The organism is Oxobacter pfennigii, assembly GCF_001317355.1.
GTDB lineage: Bacteria > Bacillota > Clostridia > Clostridiales > Oxobacteraceae > Oxobacter > Oxobacter pfennigii.
Genome location: NZ_LKET01000039.1, coordinates 47,751 through 68,863, shown reverse-complemented (window position 1 = coordinate 68,863; position 21,113 = coordinate 47,751). Strand labels below are relative to the sequence as shown.

Below are 21,113 nucleotides of genomic sequence, written 5' to 3'. Positions count from 1 at the left end.
TGTGAAGTGACTAATGCCACAGCCACAGCTTTAAAACAACATATTATACTTTAACTACTTTTTTTCAGCAGCTTCAATGGCCCTGCAAAGCTTTACCGACCTTTCATATGCCCTTTTTAAAAAGCTCTGGGGCGGATTTTTTTGGTCTTCCTCCTTAGCTAGGGTCTCCAAGGTTAAAAATCCCTTATAGGTATCTTTAGGAAAAGCATCGATTACTTTATCCCAGTCGATAATTCCGTCATAGGGAGGCCAATGGCGGTCCACAACACCGTCATTATCCGATATATGGGTGGCTGCAAGCCGGCTTCCGTACTTTTTTAAAAGCTCCGCCTTATTTTTGCTGGTCAGCCAGTCATGGGAAGAATCATAGCAAAATCCCAATGTTGGAGAAGGGATCTCAGATAATATCACATCCACGAAATTGGGCCTTCTGGTATTTTCTATAGCAATTGTTATTTCCAAATCCTGTGCGGCATAAATAAGCTTATCTAAAAGCTTTATTCCCGATAAATTAGGCTCATTAAGCTCCGACTCATCAATAACATGCATTACCATTACGGGCATTTCATATTTTGCACAATCATTAAGCCAGGAGATGTGGTCTTTTAAAAACCTGTCCTGTCTGGATGCTGTTTGGCTCCATAAATCTTCGCAATCGTTAAAGGGAGCATGTATGTTTTCAAAAACCAGCCCGTTGTCCTTTACCATGGCAGGGAAATCCTTCTTATAAACCGTATATTCCCCTTCTTCATCCTCCCACCATATGCTTGTGGCATCAAAGCCTGCTTCTTTTATCATTTCCAGCCTTTTTTGTATGGGAAGAAAAAAGCCGAACCAGGAAAAAATCCCTAATTTATATAGCAAATCCATTTTTAAATCCTCCGAAAGAAACATTATTACCCTTTCATTATATAGTAAATTCCCGTTAAAACCAATGATCATACTATACTTCTAACAGCATATTCAATTTGTCTTTCATTCAAATCTTCCAGGCTGATACATTCCGCACCCATGGCATCTGCAATTTTTGATGCCAGCCCCAGCTTGATAAAATCCCTTTCCGTATTAATAACAAGGGATTTTATGCCTTCCGCCCTGTAGGAACGGGCTATACTCAAAGCCTCTTCAAAAGGAGCACCTCCTGAATGCGATACATTGGCCCTTCCGTCGGAAACAACCACAATAAAGGGAATGATATCAGGGTCTTTAAGCCTGGCGGCCTTAACTAGCTCATATCCCCTATAAAGCCCTGCGGCAAGAGGCGTCCTTCCGCCGGTGGGCAGGTCTTTTAGTCTTTTCTGCGCCAGGTCGACGCTTCTTGTTATCCCAAGGACATGCTCAGCCGAGTTTTTTCTGAAGGCTATCATACCCACCTTATCCCTCTTCTGATAAGCATCATTCAAAATAGACAGTATCGCCCCTTTTACGGCTTTCATCCTCTGCCTTACACCCATTGACCCGCTGGCATCCACTATAAATATTATGGTATTTCCCGTCCTCTTTTCCCTGATTTTTTCCCTGAAATCTAGATCCTCTATTGAGACAGCCATGCCATTTTTCTCCCTGTATTTCTGGTAGGGCGCCGCGGCACGCAAAGTGGCGTCAAAAGCTACATCTTTTATTTTGCCTTTGGGAAAAGTGTATCTTATATACCTGCCCTGAAGTGAATTTGTTTTTGTCCTGCTTCTCCTGCCGCTGCCTTTGCGCATTTTTTTATCTGCAGCCTTAAGGTTTATGGGCTTGATTTCAAATACTTCCCCCGGTTGCTGGACGTCCCCTTTATCATCCGGAACTGCCATGTCAGGCTGTTCCGCCATACCTTGAACGCCATTTTCCGTATCTTCGTCTTCATGCTGCGGGTCCTGTGCCTTTGGCTGCTGAGTTCCTTCCGGATTGTTATACTCCTCGGAGTCATTCTCATTTTCGTATTGATTTTGATCACACTCTTTGTATTCAATGGGTTGCTGTTCATTAAAATGTCTTATCCTGTGGGGGAGAGTAAGCTTTGCCGCCTCTTTAACGTCTCCGGCAGTCACATATTTACGCTGACCAAAGGCAGCAATTGCCCTGGCCGTCTCAACCGTGACAAGTTCAGCCCTATGGCCTGCACAATTTCCTTCTTTTGAAATTTCTGCCGCCAGCTTCATTATGTTTTCGGATATTTTAACTCCGGAAAGGGCTTTTTTTGCATCCGATATCTTTTGTGAAAGGCGCTCCGTCTCTGCCCTCCACTTACTTATATATTCTTCAGCGTTTTGTTCATACTCAAGCCTTCTTTTTATTATCTCTTTTCTTTCCTCAAGGAGGCGGCTTCCTTTAGCTTCCACATATAATCCGAACCTGTCCAGAAATTGAGTCCTTAATTTGCCTTCTTCGGGATTCATGGTACCAACCAGTATAAATTTTGACGGGTGGGAAAAGGAAATACCTTCCCTTTCCACATGATTAATATGGGAAGCCGATACCTCCAGCAGGCAATTTACTATATATTCGCTTAATAAGTTCACTTCGTCAATGTACAAAATATTCCTGTCGGCTTTTTTAAAAATTCCCGGCTCGAAGCTCTTTTCTCCGTTCTTTATAGCCTTTTCCATGTCAATAGTCCCTATGAGCCTGTCTTCGGTCACATTTAAGGGCAGCTCAACCACTTCTATATCTCTTAAGACTTTCGCCAGCCCTCTTACAAGGGTAGACTTGCCTGTTCCTTTTTCTCCGCTTATAAGAAGGCCTCCTATGGAGGGATTCACAGCATTCAATATGAGGGCTTTCTTTATATCATCCTGGCCTAATATAGCACAAAAGGGAAAAACATTCTTCCAGTCCAATACCTTATCCTCCATTCTATTTAAGGATAAATAAATATACTTAAGCAAATTAAGCTACATAACGGTATTCATTATATTTTCAATTTTTGAAAACTCCATTACACCGTCTTCAAAGGGCCTTCTTCTCATGCGGTGAGGCAGCACAAGTTCGGCTGCTTCAAGCAAATCCTTTTCCGTAACATCTTTCCTCAGGTTAAAAGCTGCTATGGTCATGGCTGTTTTAATCATGGCTATGTCGGCCCTGTGGCCGTCAACGCCGGTTTCAATTGATATCCTCGCGGCCAGCTCCAATATTTTATCATCATAACTTACATTATTAAGAATATGAGACGCTCCGGAAATTCTATCACTTAATTGCTGTTTGGAGCCTTCAAATTTAACTGCAAATGCCGCCGGATCCCTTTCAAATTCCAGCCTTCTTTTTATAACCTCCATTCTTCGAGCAGTCTCCTTTTCACCTACAACATCCACAACCAGGCCGAACATGTCCAGAAGCTGGGGCCTTAAATCCCCTTCCTCGGGATTCATGGTTCCTACAAGTATAAACCTTGAGGGGTGGGTAAAGGAAATGCCTTCCCGCTCTATGGTGTTTACTCCCATGGCTGCACAATCAAGAAGCACGTCCACTACATGGTCATCCAGAAGGTTTACTTCGTCCACATACAATATGTTTCTGTTTGCCTGTGCTAGAATGCCGGCCTCGAACTTTTTTTCACCCTTTTTTATGGCATGTCCTATATCTAAAGTGCCTACGACCCTGTCTTCCGTGGCACTGACAGGAAGGTCTATCACCCTCATTTTGGAAGAGCATACTTTTAACTTTTCCCCTTTTTCCAGCCTTTCGGTACAGCTGCCGCACAGCAGGCCCCCATCCCAGGGGGCACAGCCAAACATGCAGCCTTCCACCATTTCCCTCTCGGGCAAAAGCTCGGCCAAAGCCCGGACAGCCGTAGATTTTGCCGTTCCCTTTTCGCCCCTTATGAGCACTCCTCCCAAAAGAGGGTTGATTACATTCAAAATAAGGGCTTTTTTCATCCTGTCCTGCCCGACAATGGCAGTGAAGGGATATATATGATTTACCATATCCATATTAAGATTCCTTTCTGCATATTTTCTTGTCTGTGGCAGCCTTTATTCGGCAGGATTTAATATATCATTTTGAGTGTTTATGTATTCGTCCCATTCTTCCAAAGTGCTTGTAATAAACTCATGTATGAGAAATTGAGGCTTAACAAAATCGATAACCGCATTTATAGAGGGGTGAGTAAAGGGCATATGCCTGTCAATTTTGGATATATGGCTGAAGGCTTTGATATACCTGTCAAAAAAGCCTTTGCTGCAGTCAGCTTCTCCGGCACAGGCAATTTGATTTTTAACATATTCCCCTGAAAGCGAGCTGTTCAAATGGATGCCCTTAATATGACCTGCCATTTCACCCAATCCCTTAAGCACCTTCATAATATAAGCCACAGCCTCTTCTTCATCCCTTAATTCCAGGTTGGTATTCATCAAATGCCCTGTATCCAGCATGAATCCTTTATTGGGATAGGTAATTTTGTCCATTAACCTTTCAGCAATGTTTTTATCGAGAAATGTAAGCCCCGGCCACCAGAGATTTTCAAGGAGCAGGAGGAATTTTGCATCCGAACCTTCCATAACCTCATTAATCATCTCGATGAATGCATCGGCTACTTCATAATCGCTGTAAGTAAATTTGTAATTGTAGCAATGCTCCAGCTGGGCATGGCATACATGAAAGACTACATATTGGGCTCCCATTTCCTCGGCTGTTTTTAATTCTTTCCGGTAATGGTCGATAATTGCCGACCTTGAGCCGCCTCCGTAATAATGGGTATAAACCGTTTTATCTCCGAACTGATTAATAAGTTCATTTTTGTCATTCCTCCAGAAATCCAGCCATATTGGCCAAAAACGCATATGAAGTCCGATAATCATGGACGGAGGGATGACATCTGCCTCCCAATCATAATGCTGTATGACCTCAAGCCCGTCCAGTTCATGGCTTTTTAGAAACTGCATGATACGGTTACTGTCACCGGAAAACTTGTCCGAGTCCGACGGGTGGATAGAAAAATTAACTATTTTCAACATGGACATACCTTCTTTCAATTATATAATTTTAAAATTCAATGCCTTCTCTGGCATGTATACCTTCTTCATAAGGATGCTTTACTGCCTTTATCTCCGAAACATAATCCGCAACCCGGATTATCTTTAAAGGAGCATCCCGCCCGGTCATGACCAGTTCAAGCCCGGCAGGTTTGTTTTTAACAAAGCTTACTACCTCGGCAACTGTGATATAGCCGGATAATATGGCAGCCATTATTTCATCCAATATTATGAGATCCCTTTTTCCGCTCATTGCTTCTTTAACGGCATAACAAAACAGGTTTTCTATATATTCCTTTATATTTGCAAGTTCTTGCCCCGTCATATCCCAGATAAAATTTTCAATTTTATTACACCTGTAAATTTCAAAATCCGGTTTTAGTTTTTCTATGGTAAGCATTTCTCCCGTTTCAATACCCTTAAGGAATTGAACCATGAGAACCTTCTTACCCCTTCCGCAAGCTCTTATGCCCAGTCCCACTGCAGCAGTTGTTTTACCCTTTCCATAGCCTGTATATATATGCACCAATCCATCCATACATTTCACATCCTCAAATTCATTACCGCTTCAATATACTTTTCAACTTCTATTCTGAGTTTATTATACCCATAATGCCGGCTTAAATCTTTACTGCCTGCTGCTTCCACCTGTATAAAGGAGATATTGAGGTCATCATATTCATAACGCACCGGGTTGTTCTGCCTGGGATAAACTATTAAAACCTCTTCAATTACACCCTGCCTGGTTTTCCTTTTGCCGCTGCTGTTTTTATCATAATATCCCAGATTGCAATAGTCTTTTACCTGTTCGATTACATTGGTGGGACCGTTGCTGCTGTATATATACCTGCTTCTGCAGCATTTCACTTCAATTATAAAAGCCGTTATAAGCAGGCCGGAATTCATATTATAGAATGCTATCCTGATATCGGGAGTATAGTGCCTTGCATTTATTCTTACAAAGCCGCTGGTATTTTTACTTATAATATCATAGTCCACGGCTACTTCTTTTTCATAAGCAACCTCGCATCTTATATTATTTCTGTAAAACTTCATTATTTCTCCCGGAGGTATATCGCCCACTTCCTGCCCATCATTATTTAAAAGCCAGCCTTCAGACCATTTAAAGCCATTGTCAATTAAAATGTTTATAACCAGGTATGTGACATAGTATTCAAATAATTTAGATGTTTTTTTGCTTTGAAAAGCCGACCTGACTGGATTCTTATCTTTTTTATCCATGGATTCAATGTCATTATAAGCTTCATATATACTATAATACCTGTCGTCCTTGAAAATGCAGGCCGCCGGCTTTATAAGCCTGTCATATCCTTCTATATCCTTAAGCCATGTTTCATACATGAAATAAAGAAACCTGGATTTTATATTCACGACCTTTTCAAGTATATCTTTTATATACCTGGACTGCACATTTATCCTGTCTACGTCTTCCCGCATAAATTTGATGCTGTTCTGCTTGCTTTTTATAAAATTAAAGACGATTGTTTTATCCTTGCTGAGGGATGCATATTCATATTCCAGCCTCTTTATGGCTGCCCTCTTATCCTTGGCAATAGTATCCAATTTATAAAATATCTTTACATATTTAGCTTCAAGGTCGCACAGAATCTCAATTGTCTTTCCCACAGCCTTTTTAATCCATTTATTTGCGGCAATATTACTTGTGAGGGCAGAATGGCTTTTATAAGCCTTTTTATCTTCATAAACTTTCTCTATATCCGTTATAGGATTTCTGATTATGCTGTCAATGTTTTTAACTAACATATCACTGTTATTTTCAATAAAATTATAAATCTTAAACAGCAGGTATTCATCTTCACTGAATATATTTTTCAATCCGGAAATTCTCTGCACATATATATTTTGCGAGAGGCCTTCATGAATGCTATCCAGAAAATCTCTCAGATTTATTATCGATTGAAAGGTCATAGTTGCCGGCTTTATAAAATACAGCCTTTCAAAGGTTTTAAAGGGTAAGATAACCCTCAATTCATAATAGCCGGGTGTAAGCATAGGAGAGGAATCCATACCTTCCGTAATCATTATGTTTTGCCCTGGCTTCACTTTTACAGGATATAGGGAAATGCTGCTGTCTATTTCAAGAACCGCTTCCTTTATAGGGCATTCAAACCTTACATCTATCATGTTATATTCATTAAATTCCCCTACTATTTCCTCGGATTTTTCCGTATCGGATTCTCTGATTTCTACCAAGGTCTCAGAGTATTTGTTATTCATATTAACCTGGGTGAATATAAGCTTAATTAGTGTATCCATATACACCCAGTTCCTTTGCTTTCCTTATTATTTCCTGTTTTGTGCTGTTAAAGCTGCTTACCTTCCTTGCCTTAGGGGAATTAAAGAAATCAAAAAGCTCGCTTTGTTCAGGCTGGTTTTTTGAATTGTCCCTTATGGTTCCAATAAGCTTCCCGAATTGCTTTTCGGTGCCTTTTATCTTGGTTATCAGCCTCTGCTTTATTTGTATATCAAAGGCATCCTCCTTTGAAAGCATGGGCTGGCCTTCTTTGCTTGCAGGTATATTGAGAATATACTCCCCTATTTTTTTGGTTATTCTGAAGGACACTCCTTTTTGCTCATCATATTTACTGATTTTTTGATGCAGTTCATCAAGAAATTCTATTTCATCATCGGTATATGCCTCGCACCAGTTTGAATCATTATACCATGCCCGGTACTTTTCAAAGGAATTTCCCATATATCTCTTATAGGATACATCCAATTTGTCATTCCCTTTAAGAACAGCTGTGAGGTTTTTCAGCGTAGGCTTATTCAGCGTTATTATATTAGCCCTGTCTAGCAGCCTGTCGGAAAAATCCTTAGAGGTTTCATCGATGTTTACAGTCCCGATAAATCTTACATTATCGCCTATTTCAATACTTTCTTTATAAACATGCCTGTTTATGCAATTTGCATTGGGGCTGTATAATAACAGCCTCCTGTCATTCCCTTCTTTTTCAAGAAGGGATATGAAAGGCGCAAACCAGTATTCTACCTGCGAAAGGTTCATTTCGTCAAATATGACCACATGCATTTCATCGGGTTTATCCATTGCCCTTATGAGAAGATCCATTAAACCTGTATCAGCCGGAATGTACAATCCGTTGGTCCCGTTAAGATATCCCAATATATCCGCCGGCTCGGTATACGACGGGCTTATGGGCAAAAACAGCAAGTTACCCTTCTCTTCTGATAAACAAAGCATCCTTGCATAACATAAAGCCAGCATGGATTTTCCGGTACCCGACATGCCCGAAAGTATTGTCAAAGGGTTTGTTTTGACGCATACATGAAGATTTATAAGGTCAGCTACGGAATAATACAGGTTTTCCTTCAAGGTGAATTCCCATAAGGATTCTATAAATTTATACTCAAAGCTGATGTCTTGATCTATTGATTTTATATTGGTTAACCCTATGTTTTCTTTCAAGTAATCCGGCCCTCCCATGTTTTTTTGAAGAAAATCCCTGCCGATAAAAGCCAAACTGTCATTTACATTTATTATCTTCCCCTTTAACTTTTCATCTGTCATATCAAATTTCACCCTCTTAGGAATACCGAAACCTTTTTTGTGTTTCCACATTCTTTTACTTGCAGGATGCTTAACCCAACCTGAAAAATCGCCGTACAGATAGTCATTGCAGAGTATAAATTCCGGCTGAGGCATGGAATGGTTATATTCCTCAAAAATAATATTGCTGCCTTCCAAAAGCTTTTTTTCAAAATCCGCATTATCCATATTAAACACGGGTATTGGCAAGAAACACATTTCTTCCTTTGCCGCAATATCCTCCACGGCAGTTATCACAACATTTTTGCGCACTTTTTCATCACCCGGTGAGAAGCTTATTACAGGCTTAAACAGTATCACCCTTCCTTTAAGCTTTTCATAAAGGATTTTCTTCTTCTGTTCCGGACTGCTGGTATGATATGATATGGGGCATATGGTCTGGTTCTGGTCGGTATCAACTCCTATATAAAAACAATCGGGAGGGCCAGTATCCCATTCTTCAACAGGCTCCGGTTCGGGGCTTAAAGGTTTTATATAGAACATAAGGGCAGTATCGTTATTTATGGAAGTTACAGCCTCCTGCCTTTCGCCTGTCATGGAATAAAGGGACTCGTTTACGGCAAGCATACCCGTCATATAGCATAAATTGCTCTCTATAAGCTGTCTTTTATCATCAGCTATGTGTTCTATCATTTAGGAAGCCCCTCCCATCCGGACTTTCAGCCTTGAAATCTGCTCTATCAGATCTTTTTCGTTTTTTACGCTTATTATGCTGTCCTTTATATTGTTCCTGCTGCAGTATTGCTTAATTTGAGATAATTGAGTCCCGGATATGCCTTCACGCTGTATATATACATAATCCACATCCTTAACCCTGTCATACCAGTTCTTATAAGGCATAAAAAGCACTTCTTTAAATATTTCCTTAGAAATATTTATCTCCATATCGGATATTACGCCAAATATATATTTTTGTTTTTCCTGCTGTGCCAATGCGTATTTTAAATATTCACTGTTTTTATTGATTTTTTTCTCCAGGTTTTCTTTGCTTCTTTTTTCTTTTGAATACATTTTTTCAAGCTCTTTTACCCTGTCTGACAGCTCTTTTTCTTTTTTCTTAAGCTCCATTCTTTCTTTATTGATCTGGTCGTTAAGCTCCTGGTTTTCTTTCTCCTTTGCCTCCAGCATGTTTTGAATTTCCGACGTAGCCTGGTTGAGTTTATCCTCCCAGCCCTTTTTCTCATTTTCCATGGATTTGGCAAGTTCTTTAAAAGCTTTTAATTCCCGGGCATAATCTCCGATTTTTGACTTGACTACCTCTTCCACGCACATAACATAACTGCTTTCATACAGCACCAGTATGCAGCCTATTATATCAAGGCAAAAGCTGTTGACGATGCTGCTGTCTATATTTTCATGAGTCTTCAAATAGTAATATTTCCACATGAAGGGTTTTCCGGGCTCTTTTTTGTTCAGCCTGTGCCAGTCCGCTAAAGATCCGTTTCGCATTTCTTCCATTTTATCCGGGTCAATTTTTATAAGCTTGTTTTCAACGGCTCTTGCTATTATCCTGTCCACTACCTTTATGAATACCGCATTGTGTTCGAGATAAGATATCTTTTTTATATAGCCGCTGACTTCCTCATCCTTGGTGAAATAGAATTCCAGGTCAAAAGGCCCCTTCCCCGTTTTTATATTGTCTTCTATCATAGGGCACAGCTCTTCAAATCTCTCAGGATAGTAAATCAGCAAATTAGCCAGCCTGGCATAATCCGGCAATACTCCTCCGCTTTCGGTTATGGATACGAAAAATTCATCCTCATTGAGCATCCCTAAATATTCCTGTTTATACCTCATGCAGGTCTGGTGAAAAGGGTCCACAACTTCATTTTTATTTTTTTTTCTGGGAAACTGCCCCTTCAATATCGTCCTGAGCCTGACTTTTTTTAAATCGCTGTTATCTCCTTTTACATAGGCATTAAAGTGCTTAAGTATTTCATTTGCTTCCCTCTCATCTAAAAGTTTTATAAAAAGGTCAATCTTGGTCAATTAAATCACCTCTTTCTTTATATTCCTTCTTCAATATCTCCTTCGAGCTCAAGGTATGCATCCATGAGCCCTTTTATTTCATCCTCTTCAGCATTCCAATATCCCCGTCTATTGCATTCCAAGAGGGTTTCCAGAATACTGAAATAAGCCCAGCGGTTGTTTTCCTTCATGCGCATCCTCATTTCCTCGTCCATTACATATGCGGAATTCAAACTGCTGAATATCCAGTTCTCCACCTTATTTGTTGAAGCAGCCAGCCCCAGCATATTTTCAAACCTGTCGCTTATTTTCTGTACCCCATGATATTTATGCTCCAGCATCCCGTCTATCCATTTTGGGTTTAAAAGACGGGTGCGGACGCCCCGGGCAATGGATTTATCAACGGTTTCTGTCTCAATCTTTTCTGTGGTTGTATCCGTTATATAGACTGCGGCCTTTTTACCCTTTGCCATCTCAACGGACTTTGACAGCCCTCCGAAATATTCGTAGTAGTGGTCTAAATCCGTTACCTCATACTCGTGGCTGCTGCGTACCTGTGATACTATGTCAACTGCTTCAAGATGGGCCTCTAAAATATCGCCGGCTTCCATTCCCCTGTAATTTTTACTGTATACATGCTTCAGCCTGCTTACATACATTTCACCTATCTGTTTTTCACCCTCCCAGTTTTTTGTTTCGATAAGCTTGCTTATACCTGTGCCATACTCCCCTTCCTTAGGGCCGAAAATCCTTGAGTAGGAAAGCTCTTCTGCCTCTTTTAAGCTGTACCCTTCATCTGAGAGCTTATTGAATATTTTTCTGGTATTTGCTTTAAAATAGTTTTGTTCATCAGGCTCTTCAAGCTCTGCCAGTCTTTTAAAAATATCATTGAGGTCATCTATAAGGTTTGGGAACATATCCCTGAAAAAGCCGCATATGTTTACAACTACATCTATTCTGGGCCTTCCCAGTTCACTTAAGGGTATTATTTCATAATCCGCCTTAAAAAGGCTTCTTTTAGGTGCCACTCTTACTCCTAAATAATGAAGTATCTGCCCAACTGTCTCCCCTTGGGTCCTTGAGGTTTCCAAGCCCCACAGTATTACAGCCGTGCTGTTGGGGTATTCTCCCCTTTCTTTTTTATACTGCTCCAACGTGTTCATGGCAATATTTGCTCCTCTTTGCATGGCAGCCTCTCCCGGCACCATTCTGGGGTCAAACTGGTAAAGGTTATATCCTGAGGGAAGCACTTCCGGATTCCTTATGGTATCGCCTGCCAGGCGAGCCGGCAGGTACTCCCCCGACAATACTTTTAGAAATCCCTTATGCTCATGGCATTCAATTGCCGATGAATAAGCTCTTATACCAAATTCAAGGGCTGCAGCTGCTTCTTCCCTCAAACCGTCGTCCTTTATAATGTAGCGGGGTACCCTGTCGTTTCTAATGTAATAATCTACTATTTTTGCCGCGGCAGTATCCAGCTTTGACAGGGTTTGTATTTCCCTGCGCTCCATTAGCAGTTCATAATTATATCCTTCGGATTCAGCCACAAGCCTTCTTAAGGATTTGATTTCTCCCCTGTCATACCTCAATATAAATTTCATATAGCCTGCGGCTTCGTCATTATCATAAGCTTTGCCAAAGGTATGAAGGCCCCTTGGCACCAGAGATTTTTTGATTCTGTATAACTCACCTTCAAGGTCCTGCAGGCTATTCCCGTCAAGCTTAAGGTTTTCTGCTGCTTCAACAATTCTTTCCATTAAATCATTGCATCTTTGAGGCTGAACTCTCTGGGCTTCATGATATTCATTAACCATGCTCTCCAATTTCAAAAGGTCTCCGTATAGTTCCCCTTCCATGAAAACCGGAGGCTGATAGCTTATCATCACAGCATGGGACCTGCGTTTTGCAATCATGGCTTCTGCCGGATTCCCGGCATAATAGATATAGCCATGTGGTATGTCGCCAATGAGCATATCCGGAAAGCAGTGACCCGACATGCCGCATTCCTTCCCTTTAAGAAACTCCAGCGTGCCGTGGGTGCCGACATGAATGATAATGTCCGCCTTGAAGCTCTCTTTCAGCCAATGATAGAAGGCTATATACTGGTGGTGGGGCAGCAGGCTCTTGTCATGATATACCTTTTCGGGATTTTCATGAATCCCCCTTGAAGGCTGAAGGCCGATAAATATATTCCCGTTTATTATGCCGGGTATGAGAAAATTATCTCCTTCACTCATTATCCTCCCGGGAGCTTTTCCCCACTGCCTTTCTATTTCTTTTTCAAAGGATTCCCCGAATAAGAACTTTTCATATTCTTCTTTGCCATACCTTATAAACAATTCTGAAGGCTCTTCATTGGCCCATTTGGCTGAGTTTACAATTTTTCCAGCTGCAAAAATATCCATCAGTTCTTCCTTTGTGATGCATTCCAGCGTATACCCATCATCCTTCATAAAGTGAAGAATGTTCTCCACTGAAGAAAAAGTATCCAGAAAGGCCCCCCCAAAAATGTTATCTTCGCCGGGCGGATAATTGTAACAAATTATAGCTACCTTCTTGTCGCAATTGGATTTTGTTCTCAGCCTCAGCCAGTTATAAACCCTGGAAACCAGCTTTTCCGCCCTTTCCTCTATAAGCGAAAGCTCGCTTAGCTCTATATCATATTCTTCCTCTACATGTGCACCGGCCTTCACCATGGCTCCTACGGGTATTGTTTCAATACACCCGTCCAGTTCGGGCAGCATAACCGATACCAGGAATTCTGAAGGATTTATGCCCTGAGGAGAATTTCTCCATTCATCAATTTCTCTTTTCGTCATAAAGAAAGGATGAAGCACCGGAACGTTAAGCTCTTTAAGCATATCCACGGCAGCCTGGGCATCGCCTCCCATAGGGCCTGCACTCAGCCTGAAAGACATAAAATTTATTATGAGATTTACTTTTTGTCCTCCTGCATTATCAAGAATGGATTTCAGCCCTTCAATGTTTTTTGATGAAGCCGATGAAAAGGCCACGGGAAGTATATTGGCAAACTCACCAATCCTTTGTGCAATCTGTGCCACACATTTTGATGTGCGGTTAGGATAACTATGGCCATAAAAAAATATTGCAACAGTAGGTTTGGCTGAATCAAATGGGTTTTCTTCCGCAAATTTTTCAAAGCTTAAATAGTATTTTCTGTCATGAGGCCTGCATATGCCTGTATCTTCGGCAACTGACGGCTCTTTAGGTTCAGGTATGCCCTTTGCTTTTCCATAATCCCTGAGAATTAGATACAGCATATTCTTAACATCATCTTCTCCGGCGCTTCTCATGTATTTGCTTATGTCCATATAATTCTTCATGTCCTTCATTTTACCCATGAGAGCTGCATTGCCTACTTTTTCAGCCACATCCAGCATCTTCATCATTGAGCCGTAATCATTTTCCTTCCTTAAATTCAACCTGTTCATATCCAGGTCCTCGGCAGTAAGGGTGCCGAGCTTTAAAAGGGATCTTATGGGGCTGTTTTCGCCGTTTATAGGTACGATATATTTTTTAAAATTGATGCAGGTTTTTAATATGAATTCCCTTATTTCATTAGGCGCACCCATGAGATCCACTATTATCATGTTTGCACCTTTTAGGTTTTCCTTTAAATCCTCCATCTTTTTTGATGAAAGGGCTTTACCCGCATAATATAGTTTCAGGCTAAGACTGTCAGGCCATTTTTGATTTATCTCTCTTGCGGCATTCACCATGTCCGAAAGAACTACATTAGAGACTGTAACAACAACAAGTTTCACGCTTAAACCTCCTATCAAAAAACATAAGCCTCCTGACTAAAAGTCAAGAGGCTATTTGAACCCGCAAAAAAATACTGCTTTCATAAATAACACCTCCCTATCTTCCGTAGAGTATGCTGGCGTAGAAATACAGGCAGGTCTTCTGACTCAAGTATCATCACCTCAATACCCTTCCCGGTTAACCAGTGGCTTTGTATTGAGACTCCTCTTATACAGCGGCGGGACCGTGCAGGAATTTCACCTGCTTCCCTCTAATAATCCTTAAAGATTATCACCTGTATTTATTATTGATTTTTTAATATTATATCAAAATATTGGCAGCTGCTCAATTAAAATATTTATGAAAGAGCTAATAAAACATGAAATCATAAAAAGTCCCACAATTCAAATAAACTGTGAGACCTTTTAGATTGCTTTAAAAACTGTTTTCCAGCTCTGCTATGGACTGCTCCAGCGATACGGCGCTGCTGTTATGGCATCTTACCACCGGTATTTTTTTTCTCTTTGCTTCTTTTACAGCCGTATTCACCATTTTATGGCATACGGTGCTGGTGAAAAGCAATATACCGTCCGGGCTGCCGATGAGCTTGTCAAACTTGGCAGGCATCTTGGTAAACACCTTAACGGTATGACCTTTTTTCCTGCATACTTCTTTATAAACATCATGCATTCTTTCATGTCCGCCAACAACTATAATACTCATAAGTACCTTCTCCTTTGTCACCAGAATTTATTTTGTGTACAGGAATCATTAATCCTCCGAGCACATAGTTAATCATAAAATAACCTCCTTATGCTGTTTCATAATCTTCCTGCCGATAAATTAAAAATACTGCAAATACTAAAACTATTGATTATAACCAATAATTATTATCAATAAGCCTTTTAAAAATTGCTACTTGAATTAATTCAAGTAGCTGTAGCCTGACCTTTTTCTTTTGTCTGCGTAGTTTATTCCATATGTTAGAATCGTCTAACTTTAGTATAAAGTAACTGAGAATGGTTGTCAATAACCCAGTTGTTAATTTTTCCTGATTATACTGTACATAATAACATTCATTTACTAACCCAATTTTCGAGCCCAAGACCTTCGACTGTCTCAAATTCCCGGACATTATTAGTAACGACGATAAGTCCTTTGGCTTTCGCATGAGCTGCAATCAACATATCCATAGTTCCAATAGGAGTTCCTTTTCGCCTCAGTGCTGCGCAAATTTTCCCGTATTCTGCTGCCGATTCATCGTCAAATGGCAGGGTGTCTATGATAGACAGAAATTGGTTTAGTGCAATTGTATTTTTTTCCGGGTATACGCTTGCTTCTACACCATACATGAGTTCTGCCAGGGTAATTGCAGAGATGGCAACGCTGCCCATGTTCGAATGCAGATTGTTAAGGATGTTTTCCGTTTTTTTCTTTATGAGATATATACAAATATTTGTATCCAGCATGTATTTCATGGTTTTTCCCTTGGTTCTTGAGCATCCTGATTACGTCCCTCTTCAAATAAATCATCGGTAAAATTGTTAAGACCATTGAGAAATGTTTCCCATGCATAATCTTTTGGAAACATCATAACAGCATTACCCACCTTTTTAATATATACTTCGTTACCCGAAAAACGGTAATCTTTCGGCAGCCGGACAGCCTGACTCTTACCATTGATAAATAATTTTGCGGTTTCCATTACTAATCACCTCATAAATAGTATATACCAAAGTATATACTACCGTCAAAAATTTATACATATCAATTTTAACAGCACCGCTGCATTAATAAGGTTACAGCCATACCAATGGTTCACATTAAAATAAACCCGCTGTTAAGCGGGTTATATGTCGTACATATTCATTGGTTATTCTGTATAATCTCCATTGCAGTGCATGGGAGTATCTAAGGTTATATGTTTTCATGATTTTCATGGAATATTTCATATTTGATATCCATCCACCTGTCTCTTATGATGTCCTTTATTTTGGCATCTATAAAGGGATTTTTTGTACATTCACCAAGAGCTATGCTGAACCACTTTTTCGTATCAGCATAGTTTTGAAGTCTAAAGCTCAATTCCCCCAGCATGTACAGCATAACTTCGGGCTTCATTACTTTTATTCCCTTGTTATCCTCCGTCTGGTATGATTCCTCAAAGGCTGAAAAAGCGCTTTTCATAAATCTCATTTCTTCTTCATGATTTTCATCCAGCCTGTTTAACCAGCATAACCTAAGACAGTAATTGCCTCTCACCGACAATTTTTCATTTGTAATTTGTGCCGCAAGAAGTGCAAGCTTAAAGGTGGCTATGGCTTCCTTTAAGCTTCTTTCTCCGCAATAATCTACACTGTTCCAGTGCTTTGAAACACTATTATAAAAATTTTTCTTTACCTCATAATCCAATCCAAGGGTGGAGTGCTCTGAAAATGCAAAACCGCATCGGGGGCAAACTTTTATTTCATAATAATATGGGTTAATATTCTTATAATACCTGAACAGATCTGTATCCCTTTTAGCAAGCCGGACCATGCTGTTTCTCACCACGGAGCTTTGAAACTTATTCTCACATACTGGGCAAGTAAATTCTTTTTTATATAGGTATTGGCTCATTGTTGTCACCTCTGAAACAAAAACATCTAATATATTATAACATATTTTAGCATATTTTGTTTTTAGAGGTATGAAGACGCCTTTAAGCTATTGTAAATTGTTCATTCTGTCTATCAAAGCGTAAATTTTTTCTTCCTGGCCATGCATACCATTGCTTATATAAAATAAATCAGTAGTATTTTTTATAAACTCCATCACTACTGACTTACCTTTTATAATAATCGGAATTGCTGTTACCATGTAAATTTTATTACCCTGGTATTCCAACTTAAATACTGCATTATTCTCATTAAATGCCCTGAGGGAAATACAATTGTCGCATACCTCGCCTCTGTTCCAAAACTCAAAGCATTTTACGTCCTCGTCATACAAATCAGTGTCCTTCAAAATAAGGACTTTCTTATGAACAGGGTCCACTATTCTCAGCCGTTGGTATGACATATCGGTAATTTCTAACTTATCCAGCAGGTTTTCTAATTCCTCGATTATTTTTTCCTCTTCTGCTCTTTGTTTCTCCCTCATCATCTGTACAATGAGTATGTCAAGCTCTCTGCTTTTATCCAGTAATTTTTCGTTATCATAATTGGGGGAGTCCAGCATTTCATTGAGTTCCCGTCGCAAATCCTCAATCTTCTTATACATCATTTAATACCCCTTTCTTAATAACAGCTATTCTCTGGAATACTTTATTTAACTATATCAACAAATTTTACCAATGTCAAATATTGCTTTTTTATGTCATTATTGGTATAATATATATTGTGTGTTTAAAGTAATTTAACAAATTATGCAAGTTAGATTATACCTTAAGCGGACCTTTCTTTATCGGTTCTAAACAATATATCCCATATATGACTGCCTATACCATAGTAGATGGTATTATCCATATGGTGTTTTCTGTGATTTTCTTTTAAGAATTTAAAAATCCTGAGATTTTCAATTGCTTTACCATCAGGTTTATGAAAGTGAAGGTGTATATATTCGGTCCACAGTGCATATATAAGGGTGGTAGCAAAGAACAATATGCCCTGGGATATATTATCGATAAACCATATGACCGATAATATATAATATAAAGAAGCTTTTATAAATAAATACATATAGCTTGGCATAATATCCTGCAACCTGGCATCAGGTACCTCAAAAGAAGTTTTACCGCTAAATTGCCTGTGATGTTTTTGAGCAAAACCATCTTTTTGAAAGTAATGGAAATAAAACCTGTGAAAGCAGTATTCAACTAATGATGAAAGCAAAAAAGCAACAATTACTGTAGTTTGTATATTCATAGCAATATGGCTCCTAAAAGTATTATACGGCATAGAGACCTATTCTTATTCTGCGTCCAATACATTTACACTTGGGATGGTAACGGGTCCGTCTTCCCCGTATATCCTTGACTCCTCAGTATAGACTCCAGTTATATACATGCTGCCTGTCCTGTTAAGCCTGAAGTTTCTGAGAAAAACATATGTATCGCCGCTCCTGCCTATGGCCTCTTTCCTGAAATTGTCATATTCCAGCACATTGCAGAAAAATTTTATTTTTTTGCCTCTATAGTTATCAATATCCCTTAAGTTTATCAGAGTAAAATCGTCCTTTATTTTATCAAAGCTATAATAACCGTCTTTTAATATATAATAACATTGCCCGCCTTCTCCTTCACCGACTGGGTTATCTACAAGCAGCTGCTCCGGGCTTTCTATTGTGAGGCTGTCGGCCTCAAGTTTAAAAATCTCTTTAAAGCCTGTATCCAAAACAGCAAGCCCAATATACAAAGCCTCCCTGTTATCCGACGATAATTCCACGATAACGGAGGGACCATTATAATCCAATTCTTTTACAGTCCTAATGGACTTTAAGTTATCATTATAATCCTCTATCTTTGCAGATGCTGCAGTGTATTTACAGTCTTCTGAAACCTTTACTAAAACCAGTTCTCCCTCGTCATCGCATCCCAAGGCAAACACGGTACTTCCCCAGGTGTCTACGCCGGACTGGGCCATAATAAACCTTTTATCGGGAAAAACTGTATTTAAAGCTACCAACGGCTCTTTTTCAATCCATTTTATTTGTGTACTGTTCATATCAGGCTGTACATCTTTGAATTGAGAAATATTTTTATAAATGGTCATTGCCTCACTAAAGTTACCTTCATCACTGTATTTATTTGCCCTGTTATAATCATCTCTTATTTGACTGTCTACAGCAGCAAGGACCTTTGACTTTGTAAGATAGTTCCCTATAAAGGATTCATATTCCCTGTAATGGCCGTATAATGAGTTATAATCCAGAGCATTTATATCTTTATCTATTTCATGTCCCCACAAAGATTCCATTTTATCTATAACCCATTTATAATCACGGGAATTCTTCTTATAAGATAAAATTATATTCTGGGCTTCGGAAGTAGCGGCAGAAATTCCTTTATCCAAGGCTATAATATCGATTTTATTATAATCATAGTCCTTTATAAGCTTATCCACTTCCTCTTTCTTATTTTCTTCTCCTCCATAATATACCGCCGGCATTTTAAGGAAGGTATCTTTAAAATCTTCATTTTGAAATTCCTTTGATTTAATATTATTTTCCGCCCGGGCTTTTAAAGCATCCTTTGCAGCAGCAAAATATTTTTCCAGGTTATCCTCTATTTTATAATTCTTCGATATTTCTTCAAAGACAGCTTTTGTTCCTTCGCCCTTTTCAGACTCCTGGCCGTATCTTTCAATATATCTGTTGTATTCATCTATAAGATGCTCGACATCCTTTGATTCATTTGCCTTTTTAATATTCTTTGATAAATCCTCCATGAAGGCTTTAAGGTTTGTAACATCTTTAAGCTCACCCAGCCGTTCCGAAAGCCGGTCCTCATTATATTCAAACAATGTACGTTGTTTTGCTTTCATCAACCACTCTTCGGCATCCACCACCCTGCCTTCATTATAAAACTCCTCGCCCTTTTTAAAGCTTTCTATCTTGGAATAGTTATAATAAAGCTTAAACAAAGCTGCAGCCATAAACCCAAGGCAAATGCATGCCGTTACCAATCGTATAAACTTAACCTGCTTGTACCCTACATATCTCATAAATGCTTCCTCTTATGCTAAAATCCCTTTAAACTGAGGGTCATCCCTATATTTTTCGTATATTATATGGGCCACCTCTTTATAAAGGCCATCCAGCCCTTCTATGTTTCCTTCTTTAAGCAAAGCATACAATCTTGCCAGCCTGTCTTTCTTCATTAAGTTCAGGTACCTTGATATAAAGCTTTTATACAATACCACATTATTCCTGGTCCTTATTGCCGCCTCCGCAACTCTCCCCAGGACTTCCGTGCCGACCTGCTCCTCTGCAATCACATCTTCCCAGGCTATAACATAGTCGATGACCTTTCTTCCGACAAGGGCAGGAGACAATTTTGCAATATCATTTATATAATCTACAAACAGCGGATTATATACGGTAGGTATCAGGGTTTCAAGCTCCAAGCTTTCATCCTTTCTTAATATGAACTTATCCAGGCAAAGAAGCTTGCTGAGCTTGATTGGGTCATTTCTAAGGAGCACCCCAATTTCTCTGAAATCTTCATAAGCACCTTTAAAATCTCCCGACTCCATCTTTTCTCCGGCGGCATCGGCATCCATTTTCAATCCTTTAAATATGCTGTTATAATGCCTTTTAAAGAATTCAAGCATTAACATGGTGCCTCCCGACTTTTTATAGGCTTTGTATAAAAAAAGGTATAAAAATATCAGGGCCAAGCCGGATGCAGCCATTATATATATTTCATGAAGGTTTCGGGCAAAAATTATTCCCGAAAAGAACAATATAAAAAGAACCAGTATGTCTATTTGAAAACGCCTTCTTAATGTTATATGAAAATGCCTGTCTATATGGATAAGCTTCATTTTATTGCAGCATTCATATTCATTTTCAGCCAAAACGGTGTATTTTCCGCAGCTTTTACAAAAGCTCAGCTTCTCATATGAATATCTGGTAACTTTAAATTTTTTAAATAACACTGCCCTTCTGCCATCCATATCAGTTCCTCTGCCCATTAATAAACTTAATCAGCATTGCATCTATATTTTCAACGCTGACGGCATTTTTCTTATTTCTGGTAAACATTATGAATTTAACGCCCACAAATACCGTCATTGCAGCAATAAACACATATATCATATTACCACCTCTTC

Annotated in this window: 18 protein-coding genes and 1 riboswitch; all 18 genes read right to left on the bottom strand. The window is 39.4% G+C overall.

Annotated elements, in window-relative coordinates; all coding sequences use genetic code 11:
• Positions 1 to 54 precede the first annotated feature (54 nt).
• Positions 55 to 870 carry a sugar phosphate isomerase/epimerase family protein gene (locus tag OXPF_RS13695; RefSeq protein WP_054876151.1) on the bottom strand — a complete coding sequence of 272 codons (816 nt, stop codon included), beginning with the start codon at positions 868 to 870 and terminating at the stop codon, positions 55 to 57.
• A 68-nt stretch (positions 871 to 938) separates the two neighbouring features.
• Positions 939 to 2,825 carry a magnesium chelatase subunit D family protein gene (locus OXPF_RS13690; RefSeq protein WP_152967770.1) on the bottom strand — a complete coding sequence of 629 codons (1,887 nt, stop codon included), beginning with the start codon at positions 2,823 to 2,825 and terminating at the stop codon, positions 939 to 941.
• 54 nt (positions 2,826 to 2,879) lie between these two features.
• Positions 2,880 to 3,914, bottom strand: a complete 1,035-nt coding sequence (locus OXPF_RS13685; RefSeq protein WP_054875787.1) for a magnesium chelatase ATPase subunit I — start codon at positions 3,912 to 3,914, stop codon at positions 2,880 to 2,882.
• A 42-nt stretch (positions 3,915 to 3,956) separates the two neighbouring features.
• Positions 3,957 to 4,937 carry a TIM barrel protein gene (locus tag OXPF_RS13680; protein ID WP_054875786.1) on the bottom strand — a complete coding sequence of 327 codons (981 nt, stop codon included), beginning with the start codon at positions 4,935 to 4,937 and terminating at the stop codon, positions 3,957 to 3,959.
• A gap of 28 nt (positions 4,938 to 4,965) precedes the next feature.
• The gene (locus OXPF_RS13675; protein WP_054875785.1) at positions 4,966 to 5,493 is read right to left on the bottom strand and encodes a cob(I)yrinic acid a,c-diamide adenosyltransferase; all 528 of its coding nucleotides are present in this window, start codon (positions 5,491 to 5,493) and stop codon (positions 4,966 to 4,968) included.
• Positions 5,494 to 5,498: 5 nt separating this feature from the next.
• The gene (locus OXPF_RS13670) at positions 5,499 to 7,253 is read right to left on the bottom strand and encodes a hypothetical protein (protein ID WP_054875784.1); all 1,755 of its coding nucleotides are present in this window, start codon (positions 7,251 to 7,253) and stop codon (positions 5,499 to 5,501) included.
• Positions 7,237 to 9,198 (bottom strand): McrB family protein, encoded by a 1,962-nt coding sequence (locus OXPF_RS13665; RefSeq protein ID WP_054875783.1) that lies wholly within the window; start codon positions 9,196 to 9,198, stop codon positions 7,237 to 7,239. Before OXPF_RS13665 ends, OXPF_RS13670 begins: the two co-directional genes overlap by 17 nt.
• Complete coding sequence (locus OXPF_RS13660) at positions 9,199 to 10,554, bottom strand: OmpH family outer membrane protein (RefSeq protein WP_054875782.1); 1,356 nt, start codon at positions 10,552 to 10,554, stop codon at positions 9,199 to 9,201.
• Between the two features lie 17 nt (positions 10,555 to 10,571).
• Positions 10,572 to 14,321, bottom strand: a complete 3,750-nt coding sequence (bchH, locus tag OXPF_RS13655; protein ID WP_054876149.1) for a magnesium chelatase subunit H — start codon at positions 14,319 to 14,321, stop codon at positions 10,572 to 10,574.
• A 115-nt stretch (positions 14,322 to 14,436) separates the two neighbouring features.
• Positions 14,437 to 14,615, bottom strand: a riboswitch (cobalamin riboswitch).
• Between the two features lie 121 nt (positions 14,616 to 14,736).
• Positions 14,737 to 15,024, bottom strand: a complete 288-nt coding sequence (locus tag OXPF_RS13645) for a DUF2325 domain-containing protein (protein WP_054875780.1) — start codon at positions 15,022 to 15,024, stop codon at positions 14,737 to 14,739.
• A 353-nt stretch (positions 15,025 to 15,377) separates the two neighbouring features.
• On the bottom strand, positions 15,378 to 15,779 hold the full coding sequence (vapC, locus tag OXPF_RS13640) for a type II toxin-antitoxin system tRNA(fMet)-specific endonuclease VapC (protein WP_054875779.1): 402 nt from the start codon (positions 15,777 to 15,779) through the stop codon (positions 15,378 to 15,380).
• Complete coding sequence (gene vapB, locus OXPF_RS13635) at positions 15,776 to 16,006, bottom strand: type II toxin-antitoxin system antitoxin VapB (RefSeq protein ID WP_054875778.1); 231 nt, start codon at positions 16,004 to 16,006, stop codon at positions 15,776 to 15,778. The genes vapC and vapB overlap by 4 nt, the downstream gene beginning before the upstream one ends.
• A gap of 212 nt (positions 16,007 to 16,218) precedes the next feature.
• On the bottom strand, positions 16,219 to 16,920 hold the full coding sequence (locus tag OXPF_RS13630; protein ID WP_054875777.1) for a DUF2225 domain-containing protein: 702 nt from the start codon (positions 16,918 to 16,920) through the stop codon (positions 16,219 to 16,221).
• 87 nt (positions 16,921 to 17,007) lie between these two features.
• Entirely contained in the window at positions 17,008 to 17,565 is a 558-nt protein-coding gene (locus OXPF_RS13625; protein WP_054875776.1) for an aspartyl-phosphate phosphatase Spo0E family protein, read from the bottom strand.
• Between the two features lie 161 nt (positions 17,566 to 17,726).
• Positions 17,727 to 18,206 carry a sterol desaturase family protein gene (locus tag OXPF_RS13620; RefSeq protein ID WP_054875775.1) on the bottom strand — a complete coding sequence of 160 codons (480 nt, stop codon included), beginning with the start codon at positions 18,204 to 18,206 and terminating at the stop codon, positions 17,727 to 17,729.
• A gap of 45 nt (positions 18,207 to 18,251) precedes the next feature.
• A complete protein-coding gene (locus tag OXPF_RS13615) occupies positions 18,252 to 20,003 on the bottom strand; it encodes a hypothetical protein (protein WP_054875774.1) in 1,752 nt (583 codons plus the stop codon).
• A 12-nt stretch (positions 20,004 to 20,015) separates the two neighbouring features.
• Positions 20,016 to 20,957 (bottom strand): hypothetical protein, encoded by a 942-nt coding sequence (locus OXPF_RS13610; protein ID WP_054875773.1) that lies wholly within the window; start codon positions 20,955 to 20,957, stop codon positions 20,016 to 20,018.
• Between the two features lies 1 nt (position 20,958).
• Complete coding sequence (locus OXPF_RS22545; RefSeq protein WP_160317223.1) at positions 20,959 to 21,099, bottom strand: hypothetical protein; 141 nt, start codon at positions 21,097 to 21,099, stop codon at positions 20,959 to 20,961.
• Positions 21,100 to 21,113: the final 14 nt, after the last annotated feature.